Below are 21,295 nucleotides of genomic sequence, written 5' to 3'. Positions count from 1 at the left end.
CACCGGCGTGATCAGTAATCCGATCAACGACGCGGCAATCACCGCCCCGAGAATCGACTGAAATCCGCCCTCCCCGCCGCTGCTGACAATCGCCACCATCGTCGCAACGCCGGAGAAAGACACGCCCTGCACCAGCGGCAACTGACACCCGAAGAACGGTAAACCGAGGGTCTGCAGTAATGTCGCCAAGCCCCCCGCAAACAATGAAGCAGCAATCAACAAACCGATGTCCGCCGGCGAGAGTCCGGCCGCCTGGCCGATGATCAAAGGCACCGCGACGATGCCGCCGTACATGGTCAGAACATGTTGCAGGCCGTAAGCCATATTCGCGCCGACCCCGAGGTTTTCGTCCTCAGGCCGTTGGTGTGAAACATGGGGCGTTTTCATGGTTGGGGGGTTCCCTGGTTTTTTGTTATGCGCACACTGTATGCAAGACTCAGGACAAATGTCTATAGAGTTGTATACAACTCATCAGTCAGATAATGGACACGTGTCAATGTCGGCCTTTAACTGCGCGCCTTTCCCCTCCAAAAATCTTGTAATACATCCTTCATCTGCCTGCTCCCCTGCCCGCTAGTCTTTTGCATTCCAAGCGACCGCCGGCACGGACGCCTCTCGCTTATACATATAAAGTATGCATAATGAAGTCATTCGAGATTCAGTATCACAAGGCAAAAAACGCAGCCAACAAATTAAAGCATCGCGGCATCAGCCTCGCCGAAACTGAACCGGTGTTTTACGACGAGCGAGCACTGACGATTCAGGATAACCATCACGATGAACAACGGTGGATTGTCATGGGCATGGATGCCAAAGCTCGCTTGCTGGTCGTTGCGTACACCTATCGCGATCCGAATTTCGTACGAATCATTTCCGCGCGCCTCGCCAGCAAAAATGAGCGCCGTCGTTACTTGGAGAATTGAACGATGAAAGATGAATACGATTTCAGCAATGCCAAGCGTGGAGCTGTTGCCTCCAGCAAAGGCAAAACCCGAATTACCATCATGCTCGACGATGTCGTCATCGAAGCTGCACGCGCCATGGCGGAGAGCGAGGGGTATGGCTACCAAACAGTGATCAACAACACGCTGCGCCAGGCACTGCTCAACACCAAGGAAAAAACCACCGCGCACGATCAGTACGCGACGGTGGCGAATGGTGGGCATTTCAAAGAAGGAATTACTGCATCTGAACTGAAGAGCCTGGAGAAAAAACTCTCAGAGGTCTTGAGCGAGATTCATCGTGTGATTGAGCCTTGAGGGTGTGCCGTTTCAAGAACCAAGGGGGGAGCGGAGCCTGATCCCCACGCAAAGAAAAAGGGCAGATGTTTTGAATCTGCCCTCTCGGGACGATGGCTATGTCACCTGAATCAACCGCCCGAGCACCTGCCGCAACTGCGCATGCTCCGGCACGCGAATCCCGAACTCCCCCTCCAGTAACCCGATCAACTCCTCCACATCAGCAACCTGCCGCCGTTCGCTCTCGGCGCCCACCCGATGAATCGCAAAACTGCCGTTGTTCAACGTGCGCCTCCAGCCATCCCCGGTGCGCGCGACCAACAATTGCTTGGTAAACGACGATTCCGGATGGGTCGAGACGTACCAGTTGCCGAGGGTGTAGTCGATGTCTTCCTGGCGTTGCAGGTCGAAGATGTACATCGGCCGCCACTCGCCGCTGACGTTGGCACGCAAGGTGTAGCCGTCTGCATGGCGCTCGATGCGATACGGCTCGTGAGGAGTGCGCTGTGCAACATCGGTGTCGAGCATCAGCGGAGCGGTCGGCACCATGCCGCCGAAGCCGACGTCGGTGATGTAGCGCACGCGGTCCAGCGTGACCAGGCTCAAGCGGTGCGTGCGGGCAGTCCAGGCGCCTTCGGGCTGGCCCATGACCACTCGACCGGTAATGCCGCATGCGTCAAAACCCAATTCCTGAAGCAAGGCTAGAAACGCGTAGTTGAGCTCGTAGCAGTAACCGCCGCGCCCTTCTTGCAGGATTTTCTGCTCGATGGATGGAAGGTCGATGCGTACCGGCTCGCCGGACAGCGTGGTGAGGTTTTCAAACGGGAAGGCCCCGGTATGGCGCAACTGGAGTTGGCGCAAGGTGTCCAGGGTCGGCGCCGGGGGCGCGTCGAAACCCAGGCGTTGCAGGTATAACGCACGGTTCGTCAGGCGTGGCTCGCTCATTGCTCGGTCCTTCTGCAGGGGGCCGCGGATCTCTCCGCCGATGGGCGCCATGTATAAGGGATAAAGCGGTTCGACTGACAATTGATTTAGCCAATCGCCCACCCTCTGAACATCAACGCCGTTTGCGCGAACTCAAGCGAATCCACGTCGGCGCATGGTCGCTGGCGTGCGGTTCGTTGCGCACCCAGGCGTCGACCCCGGCCTCGTGCAGATAGGGGCTCAGCGCCGGATTGAGTAGCAGGTGATCGATGCGCAACCCCGAGTTTTTCTGCCAGTGCTGCCGGAAATAATCCCAGAAGGTGTAGAGCCGATCCTCGGGGTACAGATGACGCAGGGAATCGGTCCAGCCCTGATCCAGCAAGCGCTGGTAACACTCGCGACTCTCCGGTTGCAGCAAGGCGTCCTTGAGCCACGAGCGCGGGTTGTAGATGTCCAGGTCGGTGGGCACCACGTTGTAGTCGCCGGCCAGCACCACCGGATGTTCGCTGCTCTGCAGGTCCTTGGCATAGGCGATCAGCCGTTCGAACCACGCCAGTTTGTAGTCGAATTTCGGCCCGGGTTGCGGATTGCCGTTGGGCAAATACAGGCAGCCCACCAGAATCCCGTGCACCGCAGCTTCCAGGTAGCGACTGTGCGTGTCGGCGTCATCTCCCGGCAGGCCGCGCCGGCTCTCCAAAGGTTGCGCATCACGGGCCAGAATCGCCACCCCGTTCCACGACGACTGGCCTTGCCAGATGGCGCCATAGCCAATGGCCTCAAGCTCGGCGGCCGGGAATGCGCTGTCGACCGACTTGAGCTCCTGCAAACAGGCAATGTCCGGTTTTTCCCGCTCAAGCCAGGCCAGCAGATTCGGCAGCCGGGCACGCATGCCGTTGACGTTGAAAGTGGCGATTTTCAGGTTTTTCATAGGCCGGGGCTCGCAACGGATGGACGATATCCAGTTGTGACCGGAGGGCGCCATGGCAGTTGCGACGACAACCGACACAGGCGACTAAAGGTCCCCCGTTACAACGGATGCTCATCACGCGATGCCTTGAGCAATGGCAGCAGCGCCTGGTTTTCCATCGGCCGGCTGAGGTAGAAACCCTGCACCTCATGGCACTCGTCCGAGATCAGGAAGTCCAGTTGTTCCAGAGTCTCGACGCCCTCTGCGGTCACCGTCAGCCCCATGGCCTTGCCCAGGTTGATGATCGCCTGCACCACCGCACGGTCGTTACCGGTGCCGCTCATGGACGAGATAAAGCGCTTGTCGATCTTGATCCCGTCGAACGGATACGTGCGCAGGTAACCCAGCGACGAATAACCGGTGCCAAAGTCGTCCATGTTCAAACGCACACCCAATTCCTTCAGTGCGTTCATGGTCGCGAGCGCACCGTCGACATCGTTGAGCATCACGTTTTCGGTGATCTCCAGCTCCAGTCGACTGGCAGGCAAACGACTCTGGATCAACGCCTCCCTGACATCCTCCACCACGTCACTGCGCACGAATTGCACAGGCGACAGGTTGACAGACACCATCAACTCACCCGGCCAGGTCAGTGCCGTCTCGCACGCCTCACGTAAAACCCAGCGCCCCAAGGGCACGATCAGATCAGTCTGCTCGGCCAACGGAATAAACGAGTCGGGGCTGAGTAATCCCTGCACCGGATGCTGCCAGCGCAGCAACGCTTCGACCGAGACGATCTGCTTGCCATCGACGTGATAACGCGGCTGATAGTGCATCACGAACTCGTTGTTCTTGATCGCCTGGCGCAGGTCGTTTTCGAGTTTGCGGCGATGCTGGATCTGATCGTTCATGTGCGGCGCAAAATAGCACCAGGTTTTCTTGCCGTCGGATTTGGCCTGATACAGCGCGATGTCGGCACATCGAATCAACTCCTCCGGCATGTGCCCCTGACGTCGGCTCAAGGCGATGCCGATGCTCGCACCGATGTGCAGCGTGTGATGGTCATAGTGGATCGGCTGGTGCAGGCTTTCGAGGATACGTTCGCAGATCCGGTCGATTTCCGTGTGGATGTCCATGCCATTGAGCACCAGCACAAACTCGTCGCCGCCCAGTCGTGCGACCAGGTCAATGTCGCGCGTGCATTCACGCAAGCGGGTGGCCACCTCCAGCAACACCGCATCGCCGGCCGGGTGACCAAGAGAGTCATTGATCGGCTTGAAGTTGTCCAAGTCGATCATCAACAACGTCAGCGGCGCCGAATGCTCCTTCAGCACCAAAGCGTCTTCGAGGTAACGCGCGAGTTTGTTGCGATTGGGCAGGCCGGTCAGCGCGTCGTGCAACGACAGATGCTGGATTTGCGCATGGGCGGCGACTTCATCGGTGATGTCGCTGGCCGTGCCGCGGTAACCCAGCACTGCGCCTTTGCTGTGGATCGGTCGCGCCGACACCCGACTGACACGTTGCTGCCCCGACTGATCGCGATAGGAACAGCGCAGATGACTGACGCTGTGCTCTTCGTTGAGTTTGTTCAGCCACAGTGACAACGGCGTGGTATCGCAATACAGCAGCTGCTCGATGTCCTGCCCCAGCCATTGCTGATCGGAAAAACCGGTGACGGCGCCGAAACGCCCCGACAGGTACGTGATCCGATGCTGGTCATCGATTTCCCAGATCCAGTCGGAAGCGGCCTCGGCCACTGCCCGAAAACGCTCTTCACTGGCCTCCAGCGCCTGGTTAGACAAATCGAGGTTGATGTAACTGGCATCCACGTGCCCCGACGTGCGCAATACATAACGAAAGAAGTAAGCCGTCAATAACGCGAGAATCAACAGCGCGCCGCCAAGGGGTGGTAGCAGTGACCAAAGCAGCTGATGGCCTGGTTGTTCGAGCCGCGAGACCAGGCTGTAGCCGGTACCCGTGAGTGCCACCGCGGGCTGACCGGGAGCAAGGGTGTTGTCAGGTGCGAGGCTCAAGTCATGCAAACCATAGTCGGCACTCAAGGCGCTGAGCTTTTCCGGACTCAATTGATCGACGAACACCAGCACCGACGTGCTTTGGGGATCGACCGCCGGCCTTTCGTCATTGGGCACGATCGCCGCCGCCGTCAACAGCGCGGGCTGGCCCTCGAAGAGCGTGAACCGGCTGATGGGGACAAGCAGGCTTTCCTGGCCCTGCACTTCCTTGATCAGTGCCGCCATCGCTATCGACAGCCGGACCGCTGCGTCGTCCCGGACCTGAAGGCCGCGCACCACGGCGTATTTGGTTCGCTGATGGTCGACCACAAAAACGCCGTCGTAATGATCCATGGTGAACAGGGTTTTACCCATGTTCTGCTCAACGTAAGCCCACTGTGCATCGACTTCGCCATTCAAATGATCGTAGGCGGTGGTCCAGGTTGCATAACTGGCGACGTAGTTTTTTGAGGCTGAGATGCGGTTTTCCAGCGCACGCTGGGTGTAGAACGTGGTCTTGGCCAGATCCCGGGCATCGAGCCGGCCGGCAATGTTGAACAAGGCAACCAAGGCAATCAGCACCCCCAATACAAACACCAGCCCGACGGACCAGACCAGGTTCCGTGTGATCGGCGTATGGCGCGCGGGTGCGGCGGCGGTCGGCGCGGTGAATTCCATGCATGGGATCCTGTCAATCGATTGCCTGCGTCCATTGACCATAGCAGCCAGGGTCCAACATCGCGTCACGACTATTGCCAATCGACAGCCGCTACCCTGTAATGGCGCGCATCACCCGCGAACCTTTTAATGCCGAGAACCTCTCGCTCATGGACACCCTGGACGGTCAACGAATCACCCTGCGCGCCCTGCAACCCGGCGATGCCGATGCGCTGGTCAACGCCGCCCGGGATGGCGAATTATGGAACCTGACGGTCACCGTCGTGCCCTCCCCGACTACCGTCGACAGCTATTTGAAGAAAGCCCTCGACGGGCGCGAGGCGGGAACGGTCCTGCCCTTCGTTATCGTGCTCAAGGACACCGGCGAGATCATTGGTTCGACACGCTTCTGGAAAATCGACCGCCTCAACCGCAAGCTCGAAATCGGCAGCAGCTGGATCTCAGCGCGCTGGCAGAAAACGTTCGTCAACACCGAGGCCAAATACCTGATGTTGCGTTACGCCTTCGATGTGCTGGACTGCGTGCGGGTGCAATTCACCACTGATGAAAACAACCAGAAATCGCGCAATGCGATCTTGCGACTCGGCGCGCAACAGGAAGGCATCGTGCGCCACGAACGGATCATGCCGGATGGCCGCAAGCGTAATTCGGTGCGGTTCAGCATCATTGATGAGGAGTGGCCGGTGGTGCGGGAGCATCTTGAGAAGAAACTGGCTGAATACAGCCCTCGTTAACACTTTGAGTCACTGTGGGAGTGCGCCTGCTCCGAACCCGAGAAGCAACGCACCATCGACCATTCGTCATCCCGCCAACACCTTCCGCCCGGCCCGTCACACCATCAGCGGTAACGACTCATCATTGGAGACGTGGACTGATGAACATCAACATCACCACCCTGTTGTTGACCGGTTTGCTGGCAGCCACAGGCGCCACTTACGCAGCCTCCGGCGATAACACCGACGCGACCGAGACCGGATCCTGGTCTCGCGGCGGCTCAATCCTGACCCCCAACAACTATCCGGACCAACCCTCTGGTCGATATACCCCTGACCGGGGCAATGGCGGATACGGATCGTCTAGAGAGGGCAATGGTGGAAATGCCGGCGCCAGCGGCTCGGGTGCAGGCGGCGGCACGGGAGCTGCTGGAGGTGGGACCGGCGGTGCGGGAGGCGGGACGGGCAGCTGGACGCGTAGAAGCAGCCAATGATGGGAGATTGTCGGCTGCCTTCTATCGAGTGTACTTAACGTAATAGCCAACGCCCAAGGTGTCAGCGCTCACCGACCCGCCGTGACCACACGAGCATGGATGGCGACCGGCTCGGCTCTTTTGCCGATCTGCGACAACGGCGTCACGGTGTAGCCAGCCTGAATCCTGTTCACCGTCGCATAGTCCACTGCCCCACTGACCTCGGTGCGGCCGATGACCCAGATGAAGGACGTAGGCGCCGGCAATTGACTCAAGCCCGCCGGCACCGTTCCGGTCCATCCCGGTGGTGTCACCAGAAACTCATTGGACTGTGTGCCCGTCTCATGTCCACCCGGCGAGGCGAACACCTCGCTCCACATATCGAGCATTGGCAACACGTAAAAACGCCCGGCGGTGTCCGGTGCGGTAATCACCAGCGGCTCCTTGGTCAAATCGAGCCAGGCGATGGAGTACAACGTGTCGACGTTCGACTGCACCACGGCTTTGAAGTCTTCGGATGGGTACTGCGGCAACGTCACAAAGACGTTGGCTTCTTGCGGCGTGACGTTCGTTTGAGCCTGGCTGGACAGCGGCAATACAACGGAAACTGCAAGAATTAGAGCAACGGCTTTCAATGCTTGAGTGATCAACATTTTGGCGATTGTCCGTGCTGTGGGAAACCCTGTCGGGTTCGACAGAGCTACCGCAACTCTAGACGATGAAAACAGACGGAACTGATAGAAAGACAGACGGACGAGTGACTGTTACAGGCCTGAAACAACTGCACGAAATGCCTCAACGGTCGGAGCGCATCAGCGCTTCCACCCCGCCTTCCATCGACAACACCGCCGCACGGTTTCGACCCGAATGCTTGGCCTGATACAACGCCGCATCCGCTCGCTCGATGAACACTTCGATGCTGTCGCGCCCGGTCGGCACAAACGCGTAACAGCCAAGGCTGACTGTCACGAAACCGGTGGGTGAACCGCTGTGGGTGATGTTCTTGTCCATGACGCTGCGGCGGATCTGTTCGGCAATTACCAACGCACCGTGAAGGTCGGTGTCAGGCAGCAGCACCGCAAACTCCTCACCGCCATAACGCACCGCCAGATCGGCTTTGCGGTGACAGCAACTCTTGATTGCCCGTGCCACTTCCGCCAGGCAGTGGTCCCCTGCTACGTGGCCATAAGCATCGTTGTAGCGTTTGAAGTAATCGATATCGAGCATGATCAGGCTTAGCGAACTCGACTGCCGGGCACCTCGCCCAAACTCGATGTCCAGCGCCTGTTCGAAGAGTCGGCGATTGGCCAGACCCGTCAGGCTGTCGTGAGTCGCGATCAGCTTCAGTGCTTCCTTGGCCTTGCGCAAATCGGCCTCGACCTGCACGCCAACGCGCACCTGGCGAACGAACACCCAACCGAACAGGCCCACACCCAGCACCACCAGGGCAACGATGACGCAGGACTGAAACGCGGTGCCGTACCAATCCTTGAGAATCGAATCCCTGGAGGATGCCGCCGAGACCACCAGCGGATAGGCCTCGAGTTGACGGTAGCCATACAAACGGACAACACCATCGACTACCGAACTGATCATCGCGTTGCCGGCGGGCGCGTTGGGCAAGAGTTTCTGAAAGATTTCGCCTTTGGCCAGGGACGTACCGATCTGCGCTTCCACAAACGGCCTTCGCGCCAGCAGCGTGCCGTCGGTCAGCGCCAAAAACATCGAGCCATTGTCATCGATGCTGAAGCTTTTGAAGAACTGATCGAAATAGGCCATTTTGATTCCGGCCAACACCACGCCCTGGAAGTTGCCGTTCTTGTCGTTCACCCGTTTGGACACCGGAATGATCCACTCGCCATTTTCCCGACTGCGAAGTGCCGGCCCGATGTGGGCGAGGGTCGATGCGTTCTGCTGGTGGAACGTGAAGTACTCTCGATCCGACACGCCCGGACCGCGGGTCAAATCATCGAACGACGTCACGACCCACTGCCCTTGCTTGTCGAACAGAAATATCCCGTGCAATTGGTCGAGCGCCTGCACCCGCCGGGCGAAGACTTTCTGCAAGCGTGGCTTTTGTGCCGCGCCGTAGCCATCGACCTGAATCCAGTCCACCAGACTGGTCAACACCAGGTCGGCTTTCATAAAGGTGTCTTCGGCCTGCTGTGCCATGGCGCGAGCCAGGTTCGAAGACGCGACTTGCGCCACATCCAGCGCGTGGCGCCGCGATTGCTCCAGTTGCAGATAAAGCAGACCACAGAGACAGAGGCACACCGTCGCGATAAACAGCACCGCTGCCTTGAGCAGAGATAACCGTTTCAAAGCGCCGTCCGAAGTTTGCTGCGGGTCTTGAGTGAGGATAGGCAAAAGCTCGTCCTGTAAGGGCAAGGCATGGGCAAAGGCCCAAAGCCCTTAATTTTTGTGAGCTTAGTCTACGCGGGGGTGAGGGGCAATTGTCCTTTGGCTAGCCGCCGCATCGCACTGTGCAAATGCGCGCGAGCACTTTCGGCATCGCCCAGGCGCATTTGCTCGTAGGCCCGCTGGGCAATGTCGTGGGGCACCGGTTTGAGTTCGCGCTGGGTCGCCATGGCCATCAGTTGCACTTGCGCGGCACGCTCCAGATAGTACAAATCATCCCAGGCTTCGGCGATGGTCGGCCCGGCGACAATCACCCCGTGGTTCTTGAGGAACAGGATGTCGGCGTTGCCCATGACACTGGCGATCCGGTCGCCTTCGGAATCATCGAGGGCCAGGCCGTTGTAGTTTTCGTCCACCGCCGTGCGGCCGTAAAATTTCAGCGCCGTCTGGCCCAACCACAGCAGCGGGGGACCTTGCAGCAAGCACAACGCCGTGGCGTGAGGCATATGAGTGTGGAACGCCACTTTCACCCTCGGCAGCTGTTTGTGCAGTCGGGCATGGATGTAAAACGCAGTCGCCTCGGGCTGCCCTTCGCCGTCCACGACATTGCCGTGGAAGTCGCACACCAGCAGATTCTGCGCCGTCACCTCGGCGAATGCGTACCCGTAGGGATTCACAAAAAACAGATCATCCCGGCCCGGCACCATCGCCGAAAAATGGTTACAGATGCCCTCCTCCAGGCCATGCAGCGCGGCCAGTTGAAAACACGCGGCCAACTCGGTGCGGGCGGTGATGACGGCTAGTGAATCCAGGTTGAGATCGGCATAACGCGCGGAACGCGAACCGCCTGCAAGGGTGTGGGCCATGGCGAGGTCTCCGTGTTTTTACCAGCCGAGGGATGTGAACAAAGGTACAACCTGATCCAGCGTGCTCAATATCGCATCGGGTCGGTAGTCCGGCAGCAATTGCCGACCCGTGCCACGGTCAATCCACACGCAGCGAAAGTGCATGTCTCGGGCAGCGGCGTGATCCAGTGTCGGGCTGGCGCAGATGTGGACCACTTGATCCCGGCTGACACCAAGCTGCTCGTGAGCGTAGTCAAACAGTCGCGGATTCGGCTTGTAGGCCCCGGCCTGTTGCGCAGTGATGACCCGATCGATATGTCCGCCGAGCTGCGCAACGTTGCCGGCGATGATGTCGTCGTCGGTGTTAGAGACGATGCACAGTTTGAAACCCATCGCCTTGAGTTTCGCGAGGGTCTCGATCACTTCAGGGAACGGCGGCATCCGCGGAATCGCCCCGGCCAACCGCTGACTGTCTTCGGGCAGGCTCGCCAAGCCCAGCTCCTCCAGAGCGAGCTGCAACCCGAGCGTGCTCAGTTGGCGAAACGAGCGATGCGGCGGGATCTGCTCCAGCCGGTGTTCATGCCGGTCGTAGACCTCGATGAGGCGATCGGCTTCAACGCTGTGGTCGCCCTTGTCGTGCAGGATCTCAGCGACCACGGCCTTGAGGCCTTCATCCCACTGGATCAACGTGCCGTAACAATCGAAGGTCAGCCATTCGGGGCGCGGGGTATTTTTGAGTGTCATGTTTGTATCCTCTGAACGGTGATCTTCAGATTACGAGCCGTCAGTGATAGTGTGAAATTAAATTAATATCGACTAGTCAGTCGAAAATCAAATATCAAGGAGGTCACCATGCTTGATCTTGAATTGCTCAAGACCTTCGTCTGCGTGGTCGATGAAGGCAGCTTCACCCGCGCCGCCGAACGTGTGCATCGAACCCAATCCACCGTGAGCCAACAGGTTCGCAAACTGGAAGAATTGGTCGGTCATCCCCTGCTCCTGCGCGACCGTACCGGGCAGAACGTCAACGTCACCGAGCATGGCGAACTGCTGATTCACTACGCCCGACGCTTGCTGGCCCTGTCTTCTGAAGCGGTTGAAGCCTTGGCCTGCGACCTGGATCTGGAGATCCTGCGCATCGGCGTGCCGGAGGACTTTGATGCGCGGCGTATGGCGCTGATCCTCGCCGGCTTCAATCGCGCCAGACCGCAAGCCCGGCTGGATACGGTCAGCGGCATGAGCACGGATCTGAAGCAAAAACTCGCATCGGGTGAGATCGACATCGCCCTGGTCAAACGCGAACCGGACAGCGGACCATGCTGGGCGGCGTGGCCGGAAGTGCTGGTGTGGGTCAAAGGCGCGGGGGTCGACTCGGCCAACGGCGTGTTGCCATTGGCGTTGTTTCCACAAGGGTGCATTTATCGCCAGCGAGCGATCCGCTTGCTGGACGTGGCACAGCGCCCCTGGCGTGTTGCGTTTGGCAGCCATAGCTTGACCGGAATCCAGGCGGCGGTGGCTTCGGGGTTGGGGATTTCCGTACTGCCGGCTTCGGCGGTGTTGCCGGAGCACAGCGTGTGCACCGATCTGCCGGAGTTGCCGCCGACGGAGTTGGCGTTGATCAGCCGCGAGGGCGCGTTGACGGGGTTGCAGCGGGATCTGGTGGAGTTTTTGCGGGAGGAGTTGGCGGTCTTGGGCAACTGAGTGTGAGTAGAAATGATTTGTCACGCTTGTGTCGCTGACATGACGCAGGGCAAAGCCCGGATGGCAGTGAAGGAGCTACGATTACTCTTACATCACGACAGGGAATAGAAATGAGTAAGGCAGACGAACTCGCGGCGAAGCTGAAACAGACCCGGTCTACCAGCGCAGATCAGATGATCGACAGTTGGCCCGGCCAAGTCTACGGGTTATATGAGCAGATCGAGGCGTGGCTGAAGCCGCTGACTGAGGTAGGCCTGATTCTGCGACGCAATCCGACACATGTCTTCGAGTGCGATTCAGAAGGTGCGACTTTCGATTACGCGATCGACCAGCTTCTGATCGAAGGCAATGAGCACTGCATCATCTTCGACCCTGTTGCGCGCTTCACTGAAGATGGCGCTGGGCGTGTCGAGATTCACTCGACAGACAAAGAACTCGCGCTGTTGCGCACAGTGGACGAGCATGGCGAGACGCATTGGTGGTTGCAGGTGATTGAGCAGGCCGGACAGCAACTGGATGCGGTTGCGTTGACGGAGAGCAGTCTACTTTCGGTGGTGCAGGAAGGTATGCAGCTTTAACACCCAGACGAACAACGAAGACAGATCACCAAAACCAAGGGGACGGACTTACTATCAAGTCCAATCCCCTACTGCCGCGCCGGTCCCGTCGCCACCACCGATCCCACCGCCGAATGCAAATCCAGTACTGGCAGCGGCGACGGCCGATTCAGCGCGCGCAACACCGGCGCATCGTAGCCGTACACATCAGGCTTGAACGCCACTCGCCCGTCGCTGCCCAAATCCACGGTCCAGTACGCCAGCAACACCGGCACTTTCACCGGAAGCCGAATGTTCTCGGTCTTGCCGCTGGCCAACTGCTTTTGAATACCTTCGCTGTTCCACCGGACCGGGTCGTTGAACAACAACTCCACAAGCTGCAGCGGATTCTCTACCCGAATGCAGCCCGAGCTGGTTGCGCGGACGGTTTTGGCAAACAACTCGCGGTGCGGCGTGTCGTGGAGGTAAATCGCATAGTCGTTGGGAAAGCGGATCACCACCTGGCCCAACGAACTGTCAGGCCCGGCATCCTGACGCAGCGTGAGGCCGCGCGGGTTGCTCCAGTCGACGGTCGACGGGTCGAGCACATTGCCTTCGCGATCCAGCACTCTAATGCGGTTGGCCGCGAGGTAGCCGGGATTGCTCTGCACCTTCGGCAGCATATCTTCCTTGAGGATCGTTGGCGGTACGGTCCAGGTCGGGTTAAACGTGATGTAAGTAATCTGCGCCTGGAAGATTGGGGTATTGCGCGCCGCTTTACCGACCTGCACCCGGGATCGCCAGATCGGCAGGCCATCGCGGTACATCGCCACTTTGTAGCCGGCGATATCGACGATAACGAACGTGCCCTGGAGTTTGTAGAGCAGCCAACGTGCGCGCTCCATGTTCACGCGGACCTGGTCGATGCGCGCATCAACCGGCACGTTCAGCGCTGCCAGTGTTGTCGCCCCTGCCATGCCGTCCGCACTCAGGTATTGCTCGTTCTGATACTTTTTCACCGCTGCGGTGACGGCCCCGTCGTACTGGGTGCCGTGGATCAATCGCGGATCGAGAAAACCGGCCGCGACCATCCTCGCGCGCAATTGCGCGACCGCCGGTTCATCCATGCCCGGTTTGAGCGAATGATCGACCACCACTTTCGGCCAGCCGCCCCGGTCCCGAATGCCGCGCAATTGCGCCAAGGCCTGACGCAAACCGACGTACACCGCTTCTTGCGGCGGTGCCTGGGCAAAAGCCTTGGCCACGTCGTGATTGTCGAGTGCGGCGAAGAAAGCATTGACGTCGTCACGTGGATCGACGCCATTCGAATCAAAATTCCAGTGAATGTCGAGCCGCGAAGGGTCGACCTTGCCCCGCCGCAACTGCAGCAGCGCGGTGATAAACGTATGCGTGGTCGCCATATCGAACGCCGCCCGCTGCTCGGGCGTCACCGGTGTCGTCTGCATCGTGGTTTGCGACCGGACCAATTCATCGATATGAAAGTCCGCCGGGGTCAAGCCGTCGGCCTCAGTCGCGTTCAGGCTGGCGATCAATTGCGCGACATCGCTGTCATTGGTCCACGCCGCGCGGTAGGCACGATGCGTATAAAAATCCATGACCAGACGGCTGACATCCACCCGCCGATTGCGTGGTGCGGTCAGCAGCGGCGGAAATGCAGTTTTCAGCGGTTCAAGCGAGGCCTGAATCGCTTGACCGACGTTATCGTCCGCTGCGGCCTCGATTGTGGAGGTAGGTGCATTTAGCGGCTCAATCGACGACGTTTCCGCAAGTGCTGTGCCGCTTATCAGAAAGCCCATAAAAAATACGCGGCTTATGACGAATAACCTTGTTAAAAGCACCATGAATAATCCTTAATCCCCCGCATTCAACAGCTAGCTTCCCACGCACTGCTAGACTCGAACTTAACATGATGAGACATCTATATGGCGCCACTACGTTTTGGCTATCTACTTTCGGCCCTGCTACTGACTGCAATGTCCGTACCGTCAGCCTACGCCGATTCGCTCGCGGCCGCCCTCATCAAAGCGGCCCCGAAAGCTAACGCCAACGTCATCAACCTCGCCGTTCGCGCCTCGCAATGCAGCATCGCTCAAGGCAAAGCTCCTGTCCAAAGACTTGCGGTTATTGATTATTCCCTGCCTTCGACCGAGCAACGTTTATGGGTGTTCGATTTAAAGAAGCGCAAGTTGCTGTTTCATGAACTGGTCGCCCATGGACGCAATAGCGGCGAAAACATGGCCGTCAACTTCTCCAACCAGAATGAAAGCTTCGCCACCAGCCTCGGGTTGTATCGCACCCAGCAGAGCTATGTCGGACAGAACGGTTACTCGCTACGCATGGAAGGCCTTGAGCCGGGTTTCAATGACAACGCGTTTGACCGGGCCATCGTGATTCATGGCGCGCCTTATGTGAGTCCGGTCCTGGCCCGTGCGAATGGGCGGATTGGCAGGAGCCTCGGTTGCCCGGCGGTCAGACCGGCGGTTGCTCGTCGGCTGATTGATTCGATGAAGGGTGGGCAGCTGTTGTTTTCTTACTATCCGGATCAGCGTTGGTTGAAGTCTTCCTCGTATATCAATTGTGGCAGCGGCACGGTGGCGTCAACCTCCAACACCACTGTCCGCAAGTGAACAACGTGTGAGGCTTGCAGAACGGTAATCGCCGCCTCTGCTTCTGAAAGGCACTAAACACGACAAAGGGCGCCCGCCAAGGAGCGCCCTTTTTCATTTTCGGCCTATGCGCTTCTAGCTATTACACTCAATGCCGCTTCAACCCCACTCCATCACTAAAGCCCGACAAAAATGAAAACCATAAAAAGCACAATGATGCTCAGCGGCCTGTTCGCTCTAAGTGTTGGCATTCAAGCCCAGGAAAGCGCCTCGCATCTGGACAGCATCATCCAGCAAGGCCAACTGCGCGTGTGTACGACGGGCGACTACAAACCCTATACCTCCAAAGCCGAGGACGGCGAATACTCGGGGATCGACATCGCCATGGCCCGCTCATTGGCCGACAGCCTGGGCGTCAAGGTTGAGTGGGTGCAGACCACGTGGAAAACGCTGATGCCCGACATGCTGGCCGGCAAATGCGACATCGGCGTGGGCGGCATCTCGGTCACCCTGGAACGCCAGAAAAAAGCGTTTTTCAGCACCACACTGGATGTCGACGGCAAAATCCCGTTAGTCCGTTGCGAAGATCAGGCGCTGTACCAGACCGTCGAACAAATCAACCAGCCTTCGGTTCGCTTGGTTGAACCGGCCGGTGGCACCAACGAAGCGTTTGTCCACGCGTTTCTGCCCAAGGCGAAATTGAGCCTTCACGACAACGTGACGATCTTTCAGGAGCTGCTGAATAAGAAGGCTGACGTGATGATTACCGACGCGTCGGAAGCGCTGTATCAGCAGAAACTTAAACCCGGGTTGTGCGCGGTTAACCCGAGCCAATTCATGCAATACGGTGAGAAGGCCTACTTGCTGCCACGCGATGACATGACCTGGAAGTTGTATGTCGACCAATGGCTGCACCTGGCCAAGGTGACCGGCAACTACCAGAAAGTCCTCAGCCAATGGATAGCAACGCCCGCCCCCAAATAACCGCCACATCCACGATTCAGGTAGCCGCTGGCGAAGCCTGCGTCAGGCTGCAAAGCAGTCGCAAAATCAGCACCCACGGTGCATCAGATAACAACGCGCCCCGACGCAAACATCTTCCGTCGGGGCGTCACGCCTTAGTCTTCGTGCAGCAACCTCGAGCTGTACGCGCTGAAATTGCTACCGATCGCGCTTCCGCCGAGGCTCAACTTGTTGGCGCCATGGCCATCGAACGATTGGCAGCCTCCTGAAAAACAGGTGTTGGTGCTGACGCCTGAGCAGGCGCTTAAAAGCAGAGCGCTGGTGATCATCACGACTTTGAAGAGGCTTAAAATCATTTTTCAGGTTCCTGAAGACTGGGAGCGTGGAGATACAGTGGTTGCTCCTCATCCTAGGCTGCGAATCGTTAGGCGTTATGAAGCTTGGCTGGGCAACAGGTTTGGTAAAGCTGCAGCTGTTCTTGTCATACGATCAACTCCCCGCCCGACACTCTTCCCAAACCCACGCATCAACTGCTTCAACATCAACGCCTCGCACCAGCGATCTGTAATGTCGCACCCATCGCGCCAGCAGCGCCATCCGCGGAGTCCATTACCCCGCCATTGCCAAAGCCTTGTCCGGCATGAGATAGCCGGTGTCGTCGGGGATCGAGGGCCAGCAGCAACAGCGAAGGCACTCAAACATTTTCGGCAAACGCTCACGCAGGAAAGGAAAATTCCTACAAATCCACTAGCTTTGCCAAAAAACAAACCCCGCTAACAGTCAACCTATTGACGCCACCCCACTCAAGAAATCGTTTTGTACACTTTACTCACCACCGCTCGATAGACGATGATAGAGAGCAAGTCTTAATAATGGCGTAGTGGCATAAAAAACCGGGATACCTTTGCATCACACGGAATTACGCCAACTCGCTGGCGCCAATATATTGACATGCCGCGTAAACACGTACATTGCCCCGAAAACGCCCGTAACAAATCAAGAACCGCACAATACAAGGGACACCAGTACTACTTCGGAATGAATATAGGAAATATCTAACGAGAGGTGTGCGAGATGCGCAAGACGTACAGTACTGAGTGGCTGAATTTATCATTTAGATCAACTTTTTTATTAATTTGATGGCGATGAATGAGGCTGAAACGCTTAAAAGACTTCAAACCAGCCTCAAGACAATATATCCCTAACATAGTGCGTGATTGGTAATTAACTATATGAGCAACACCAAAAACAGTCTTGCCATTGCAACCGCAGCCGGCATCTCTATTTGCCTTATACAAGAAAGTGGCTTCTTCTTTTATGTCGCCATCGCGGGCATTATTTCGCTCATAATTATGGCGTCATTTTCACCGTGGCTGGGATTGCTTGCGTTATTCCCTATTGTCTTTGCCCTGCCACCTGCGCCAACCTCGATTGGTGTAACAGAACTTTCATTTATCGCACTTTTAGGCGTAGTTTTTATTGGCGCTTTTTTACAGCTTTTACGTTCTAGCGATACTCGCTCAACATTAAAATTTTGTAGCTTTGTCTTATTGGCAGGGCTTTTCGTCTTAGCGATAAACTTAATCGTTGCCATGAAAAATGGTGTCCCACTTGTGGACTGGGTCAGGGGCGCAATTCCGTTTATCTTCATCTATCAGTTGCTACCTGTCACGGTGCTTGTCGGTGGTGACGAGAACAAGATTCACTGGCTTGGTGCCTCAATCGCCACGCTTATATTTATGTTGGCTGGCTTTATTGTTTTTTATTATTTTTACTACGATGTATGGCAACCTTATTGGATCGTTTCGACAGAGGGTCAAACCCAGGGCGGCATGGAGCTTACGGCGAAGGCTGGCGGGAGCTTTGTGAAGGTTGATGCCGGAGGAGTGACAATCAGTGGTGCGCAGGTCAAGACCAACTCAGGCGGATCGCCAGGTGTTGGCACGGGCATTCAGATATTGGGGCCTCTTTTGCCTGGTCAGGCCGATAAGGACAAGTTCGGGAAATTGCTCGAAAATGCCCCTCGCAGTCACAAAGCACGGTATTTGCTTCAGGACGAAAAAACAGGCGAACCGTTAGTAGGAAGCCCTTACACATTGAGGCTGGCCGACGGCACGCGTATCGCCGGTTACACCAACGAAGAAGGGAAGACCTTTCAGGCCCATAGCACCGACCCGGCCGAAGTGGAGTTGTTGACACCTCTTCGTAAGCCGGAGCCTGAAGAGCAATTGATCAGGGCGGGTGAAAGCGCTCCAAAGGAAATGACCCTGGATTTCAAAAACGCCAACTCGGAGGGCTGATACATGGCAGTCATGCAACCACCTCAAACGCCGCAGGGCTGCACCAACACCAGCATTGAAGGCACGATCAAACAGGCTCCACTACCCAACCCGGACAACAAGCCTTACTTGATGGAAAAAGCGAATTACGCTTCGAGGTTTCCGAAGTTATCTATCAAGAAGGCAAAGGACGGTGGCGTCACAGTTTTGGAGCTCAAACAACTTGTTATGAGTGGGTTGATCCGGGCGGACGAGTACCGCTGGGATTTTCTCTGGGACTACAAAGCGGAAGTCTGCTTTGACATGGCATCCCTTCCACCCAAACCATTTCTGAGCTCCTCGTGGTTCAGCGAAGATGAGAAGCCCGATCCACTGCGGCGCCATACCTTATTCCCATTTCCCAAAGGTTCGGTCAAAGGCTTACTGCGACGCCCGGACGTCATCATCGTAAAAAATCGGAGTATTCGCTGGCCGGGACAGGCCGGCCCTGATCATCAGGGTATAGCTCACGCGAGTAATCTAGAACTTTTAGTGGAAGTGAAATTTCCAGGGGACGTGCTTGGAATGGCTCAAAGGGAGGCCTATCTGGATATCGCAGGGGGGGCAAACCGATTCTCTGTTTTGGAAATCAGCGACTGCCGCGATGATGGTGATCGTGAACGAGATCGCCAGTACAACAGAGAGCACAAGCCAACGGGAGAGTTCAACCCTTTACAATGGCCGGTGTTATTACCCCCCAGAAGCCCTGATGAGACGCCAAGGCCTGCCCCTGTTCCAGTACCCGCGTATGGCCCCACACCGACGCCCCGGCCTGCGCATGTTGAAAGCTGGACTCAGCAGGTTCAGGAGGCCGTAGATGGCCTTCTAGAACAAGGAGCCCAAGGTATTCGGAAACTTTCTCAGGAAGTACAACAACATCTCGAAGACGCTGCAACATGGATCGGTGTTAAAGGTGAATGGGTTCGACGCGAATCACAAAAAGCCTGGGAGTGGGTCAGTGAAACGGGGGCTCAAGTTATTCGCTGGACAGATGAACAATTGAGAGCCATCTGGAAAGAAGTCCAGCACTTTACAGACATGAACCTCGACATGCTTCGGCGAGTCGATTGGGTACAAATTTTGATCGATTTGGGGATTTTAGCTGTTGAGGTAGTAATCGTGTTTGCCATCGGAGCAGCCGTTGTAGCAATGGGTATTCCAGCAACCCTCCTTGCCGGTCTGATGGTTATTGTGCGCTTGGCTCAGGCTTCGTGGCTCTTATTAGCCAGCATTTTGAGTGGTGTAGCGATTAATACAGCAGCTGCTGCCGGATAGAAGAGATGACTATGAATGCATTGGGAAAATTGACTAAGCAAGCCCCAGATTTGGTCTTTGAGTTGCCGGATAACACACCAGTCGTCAGGCTGGGGCTGATCGCTACGGTGTATTTCAAAGAAGGTTATTTGCTTGAAAACAAGAAAAAAGTCATGGAGTGCTTCGACCGCTTCAAGGAAGAATTTGGTCAACATCTAAAAGGGGAATTTGATGGTCGCTATAAAAAACTGACCGACGATAATTTCAAAAAAACGACTCTAAAGATTCTTGGAACTGATTCGAACGAACAATATGAATGGCACATTAGCAGTGCTCCGACCGCAAATGAAGCCGCTGAGTACAGCCTTTCGGCATTGAATTCTTTCGAAGTCCATGGCGACCAGAAACGCTCTTATCTGAAGCTCACTTTGCCTTGGGCTTTTTTGCAGGAAGCTGATGGCGCTGCTCGATATCAGAACTGGCTGATTTACCTCTCTAAGCAGGTTAGGGCTGAACATGGTTATGGCGGCCTTTCCAGCGTTCTACCCTATGACTTCGATAGCTACATGCCTATGGAGTTTCAGCTTGCTCAGCAGTTCTCCGGACTTGAAGTGGACTCTATGGTGCACAACTTTAAGCGAGAACTGCTCGATCACATTAAGGGCGTGAACTGGTACACCGTTCTTGGAAAGCAGTTTGTGGAGCGGCTCGGGGGCGAAGACCGACTACGTCATGCTTTTGGTGGGCTTGGCGATGTAGAAGTATTGAGTTACGAGAACGGACTGATCATCCGCGCGGGTGACCTCCCCCAGCTGGGCGCAGAAAACGAACAGCTTCCCTCTGCCTATGTGGCGGTCAATCGAGTTGTAAAATCGTTGCGCATCCCTAATCCAGATCAACTGCACACCTACTCTCCTTACGGAAACTGCTTCGAAGAAGACAGCACCGCCCGCTGGTACGCTCGCTTCGACCAAGAAGATAGTCAATCAAAAACTCCCGCACGCCTTGAAGCCGGTCAGCCATGCAGCGTGGCAGGTTACTGGTTCAGTCCAGCTCAATCCGACTCCCGACGTTATTTCAATCAGGGAGAAATCCTGCCGAGTTTCAGCGGCTCAAGCTGGGGTGATACGCTTTGGTATTGGTCGGGTGAGAAGTAACACAATGGCGGTTGCCGGTCAGAGGTCACTTCCGAAGGCTGGCAACGCGTCGCCATACCCGCTAGCGAATTTTTAACGGCCTAGTACGTTGAAATGCATCCGAGTCAAAGCAGCAAGAGGTTGATCGGGGCGACGCGGTTGCCCAAGCTCCGTAACCGTCCGGCGAAGTCACCTAAGGACGCCTATGCCGCTGTCGATCAACAGGTGCCGGTAATCGTATCCGTCCGGCCTAGTCCTCTACTCAAGTATTGCCAAGGGTCTGGTGTGAAATTGGCAATAGCGAGCACAAGCGGTTCCTATCGACGATCTTTATCCTTGCCCGTTTATGCTCCGACGGCGAGATGGCATTACGTAAAACGAATGTTCTTTGCGCTTTGGTTTTATCGCCTCGTGTGTCCGATCAATGCGCGGCTCGATAACTTTCTGATACTCGATTGTTGAGGCCTGCCCGTCGGGGACAACTGTCGTAAACCAAGCCCCGTCTATCGACGGATCTTGACCATGCGGGCTTCCATTCTGCACGCCTGCGCGCTCCGCTTGCACGATAACCGGCATCATCTCCTATCGGCGGCATGAACCACGCAACTCACA

At 56.7% G+C, this 21,295-nt stretch carries 19 protein-coding genes and 1 pseudogene; 10 read left to right on the top strand and 10 right to left on the bottom strand.

Features of this window, described 5'->3' with window-relative positions:
* The coding region (locus tag K0F88_RS32470; protein ID WP_306823133.1) for a solute carrier family 23 protein at nt 1–387 on the bottom strand (387 nt) is incomplete at its 3' end.
* A 254-nt stretch (nt 388–641) separates the two neighbouring features.
* Between K0F88_RS32470 and K0F88_RS17560 the strand changes: the two genes are divergently transcribed.
* Nucleotides 642–923 carry a BrnT family toxin gene (locus K0F88_RS17560; RefSeq protein ID WP_094471593.1) on the top strand — a complete coding sequence of 94 codons (282 nt, stop codon included), beginning with the start codon at nt 642–644 and terminating at the stop codon, nt 921–923.
* Between the two features lie 3 nt (nt 924–926).
* A complete protein-coding gene (locus K0F88_RS17555) occupies nt 927–1,259 on the top strand; it encodes a BrnA antitoxin family protein (RefSeq protein ID WP_094471592.1) in 333 nt (110 codons plus the stop codon).
* A 96-nt stretch (nt 1,260–1,355) separates the two neighbouring features.
* On the opposite strand, the gene K0F88_RS17550 is transcribed toward K0F88_RS17555, so the two are convergent.
* From K0F88_RS17550 to K0F88_RS17540, 3 genes are all read right to left on the bottom strand, one after another.
* Nucleotides 1,356–2,183, bottom strand: coding sequence for an arylamine N-acetyltransferase (locus K0F88_RS17550; RefSeq protein WP_094471591.1), 828 nt, complete (start codon nt 2,181–2,183; stop codon nt 1,356–1,358).
* A 112-nt stretch (nt 2,184–2,295) separates the two neighbouring features.
* Nucleotides 2,296–3,090, bottom strand: a complete 795-nt coding sequence (locus K0F88_RS17545; RefSeq protein ID WP_094471590.1) for an exodeoxyribonuclease III — start codon at nt 3,088–3,090, stop codon at nt 2,296–2,298.
* 98 nt (nt 3,091–3,188) lie between these two features.
* Nucleotides 3,189–5,759, bottom strand: coding sequence for an EAL domain-containing protein (locus K0F88_RS17540; protein WP_094471589.1), 2,571 nt, complete (start codon nt 5,757–5,759; stop codon nt 3,189–3,191).
* Between the two features lie 149 nt (nt 5,760–5,908).
* Here K0F88_RS17540 and K0F88_RS17535 point away from each other — a divergent pair, with 149 nt between their 5' ends.
* Nucleotides 5,909–6,493 (top strand): GNAT family N-acetyltransferase, encoded by a 585-nt coding sequence (locus K0F88_RS17535; RefSeq protein WP_219096009.1) that lies wholly within the window; start codon nt 5,909–5,911, stop codon nt 6,491–6,493.
* Between the two features lie 541 nt (nt 6,494–7,034).
* Here K0F88_RS17535 and K0F88_RS17530 read toward each other — a convergent pair.
* The 4 genes from K0F88_RS17530 to K0F88_RS17515 all read right to left on the bottom strand — a co-directional run bounded on the left by K0F88_RS17530 (nt 7,035) and on the right by K0F88_RS17515 (nt 10,892).
* Entirely contained in the window at nt 7,035–7,598 is a 564-nt protein-coding gene (locus tag K0F88_RS17530; RefSeq protein ID WP_219095863.1) for a DUF1254 domain-containing protein, read from the bottom strand.
* A 142-nt stretch (nt 7,599–7,740) separates the two neighbouring features.
* On the bottom strand, nt 7,741–9,312 hold the full coding sequence (locus K0F88_RS17525; RefSeq protein ID WP_094471588.1) for a GGDEF domain-containing protein: 1,572 nt from the start codon (nt 9,310–9,312) through the stop codon (nt 7,741–7,743).
* A gap of 65 nt (nt 9,313–9,377) precedes the next feature.
* The gene (locus K0F88_RS17520; RefSeq protein WP_094471587.1) at nt 9,378–10,169 is read right to left on the bottom strand and encodes an aldolase; all 792 of its coding nucleotides are present in this window, start codon (nt 10,167–10,169) and stop codon (nt 9,378–9,380) included.
* An 18-nt stretch (nt 10,170–10,187) separates the two neighbouring features.
* Entirely contained in the window at nt 10,188–10,892 is a 705-nt protein-coding gene (locus K0F88_RS17515; RefSeq protein ID WP_094471586.1) for a haloacid dehalogenase type II, read from the bottom strand.
* 108 nt (nt 10,893–11,000) lie between these two features.
* On the opposite strand from K0F88_RS17515, the gene K0F88_RS17510 reads away from it, so the two are divergent.
* Together K0F88_RS17510 and K0F88_RS17505 are read left to right on the top strand one after the other, a co-directional pair.
* Nucleotides 11,001–11,849: a LysR substrate-binding domain-containing protein gene (locus K0F88_RS17510; protein ID WP_094471585.1), complete on the top strand. Its 849-nt coding sequence runs from the start codon at nt 11,001–11,003 to the stop codon at nt 11,847–11,849.
* Nucleotides 11,850–11,959: 110 nt separating this feature from the next.
* Nucleotides 11,960–12,427, top strand: a complete 468-nt coding sequence (locus K0F88_RS17505; protein WP_094471584.1) for a hypothetical protein — start codon at nt 11,960–11,962, stop codon at nt 12,425–12,427.
* Between the two features lie 68 nt (nt 12,428–12,495).
* Here the strand turns inward: K0F88_RS17505 and K0F88_RS17500 are convergent, their stop codons facing one another.
* The gene (locus K0F88_RS17500; RefSeq protein WP_094471583.1) at nt 12,496–14,247 is read right to left on the bottom strand and encodes a murein L,D-transpeptidase; all 1,752 of its coding nucleotides are present in this window, start codon (nt 14,245–14,247) and stop codon (nt 12,496–12,498) included.
* Nucleotides 14,248–14,328: 81 nt separating this feature from the next.
* Here K0F88_RS17500 and K0F88_RS17495 point away from each other — a divergent pair, with 81 nt between their 5' ends.
* Both K0F88_RS17495 and K0F88_RS17490 read left to right on the top strand, forming a co-directional pair.
* Entirely contained in the window at nt 14,329–15,033 is a 705-nt protein-coding gene (locus K0F88_RS17495) for a murein L,D-transpeptidase catalytic domain family protein (RefSeq protein WP_094471582.1), read from the top strand.
* Between the two features lie 171 nt (nt 15,034–15,204).
* Entirely contained in the window at nt 15,205–15,996 is a 792-nt protein-coding gene (locus K0F88_RS17490) for a transporter substrate-binding domain-containing protein (protein ID WP_094471578.1), read from the top strand.
* Nucleotides 15,997–16,130: 134 nt separating this feature from the next.
* Here K0F88_RS17490 and K0F88_RS17485 read toward each other — a convergent pair whose 3' ends face one another.
* Complete coding sequence (locus K0F88_RS17485; protein WP_094471577.1) at nt 16,131–16,331, bottom strand: hypothetical protein; 201 nt, start codon at nt 16,329–16,331, stop codon at nt 16,131–16,133.
* A gap of 1,365 nt (nt 16,332–17,696) precedes the next feature.
* Here K0F88_RS17485 and K0F88_RS32465 point away from each other — a divergent pair.
* From K0F88_RS32465 to K0F88_RS17465, 3 genes and pseudogenes are all read left to right on the top strand, one after another.
* Nucleotides 17,697–18,275, top strand: a pseudogene (locus K0F88_RS32465) (hypothetical protein); the annotation flags it as partial.
* Between the two features lie 3 nt (nt 18,276–18,278).
* Entirely contained in the window at nt 18,279–19,568 is a 1,290-nt protein-coding gene (locus K0F88_RS17470; protein ID WP_219095862.1) for a VRR-NUC domain-containing protein, read from the top strand.
* Nucleotides 19,569–19,579: 11 nt separating this feature from the next.
* Nucleotides 19,580–20,704 (top strand): type VI immunity family protein, encoded by a 1,125-nt coding sequence (locus K0F88_RS17465; RefSeq protein WP_219095861.1) that lies wholly within the window; start codon nt 19,580–19,582, stop codon nt 20,702–20,704.
* The last annotated feature ends 591 nt before the right edge of the window (nt 20,705–21,295 follow it).

The sequence above is a fragment of the Pseudomonas sp. UMAB-40 genome (genome assembly GCF_900095275.1).
Classification (GTDB): domain Bacteria; phylum Pseudomonadota; class Gammaproteobacteria; order Pseudomonadales; family Pseudomonadaceae; genus Aquipseudomonas; species Aquipseudomonas mandelii_B.
The sequence above is the reverse complement of the archived record's forward strand: the minus strand, read 5'-3'. Positions and strand labels throughout refer to the sequence as shown.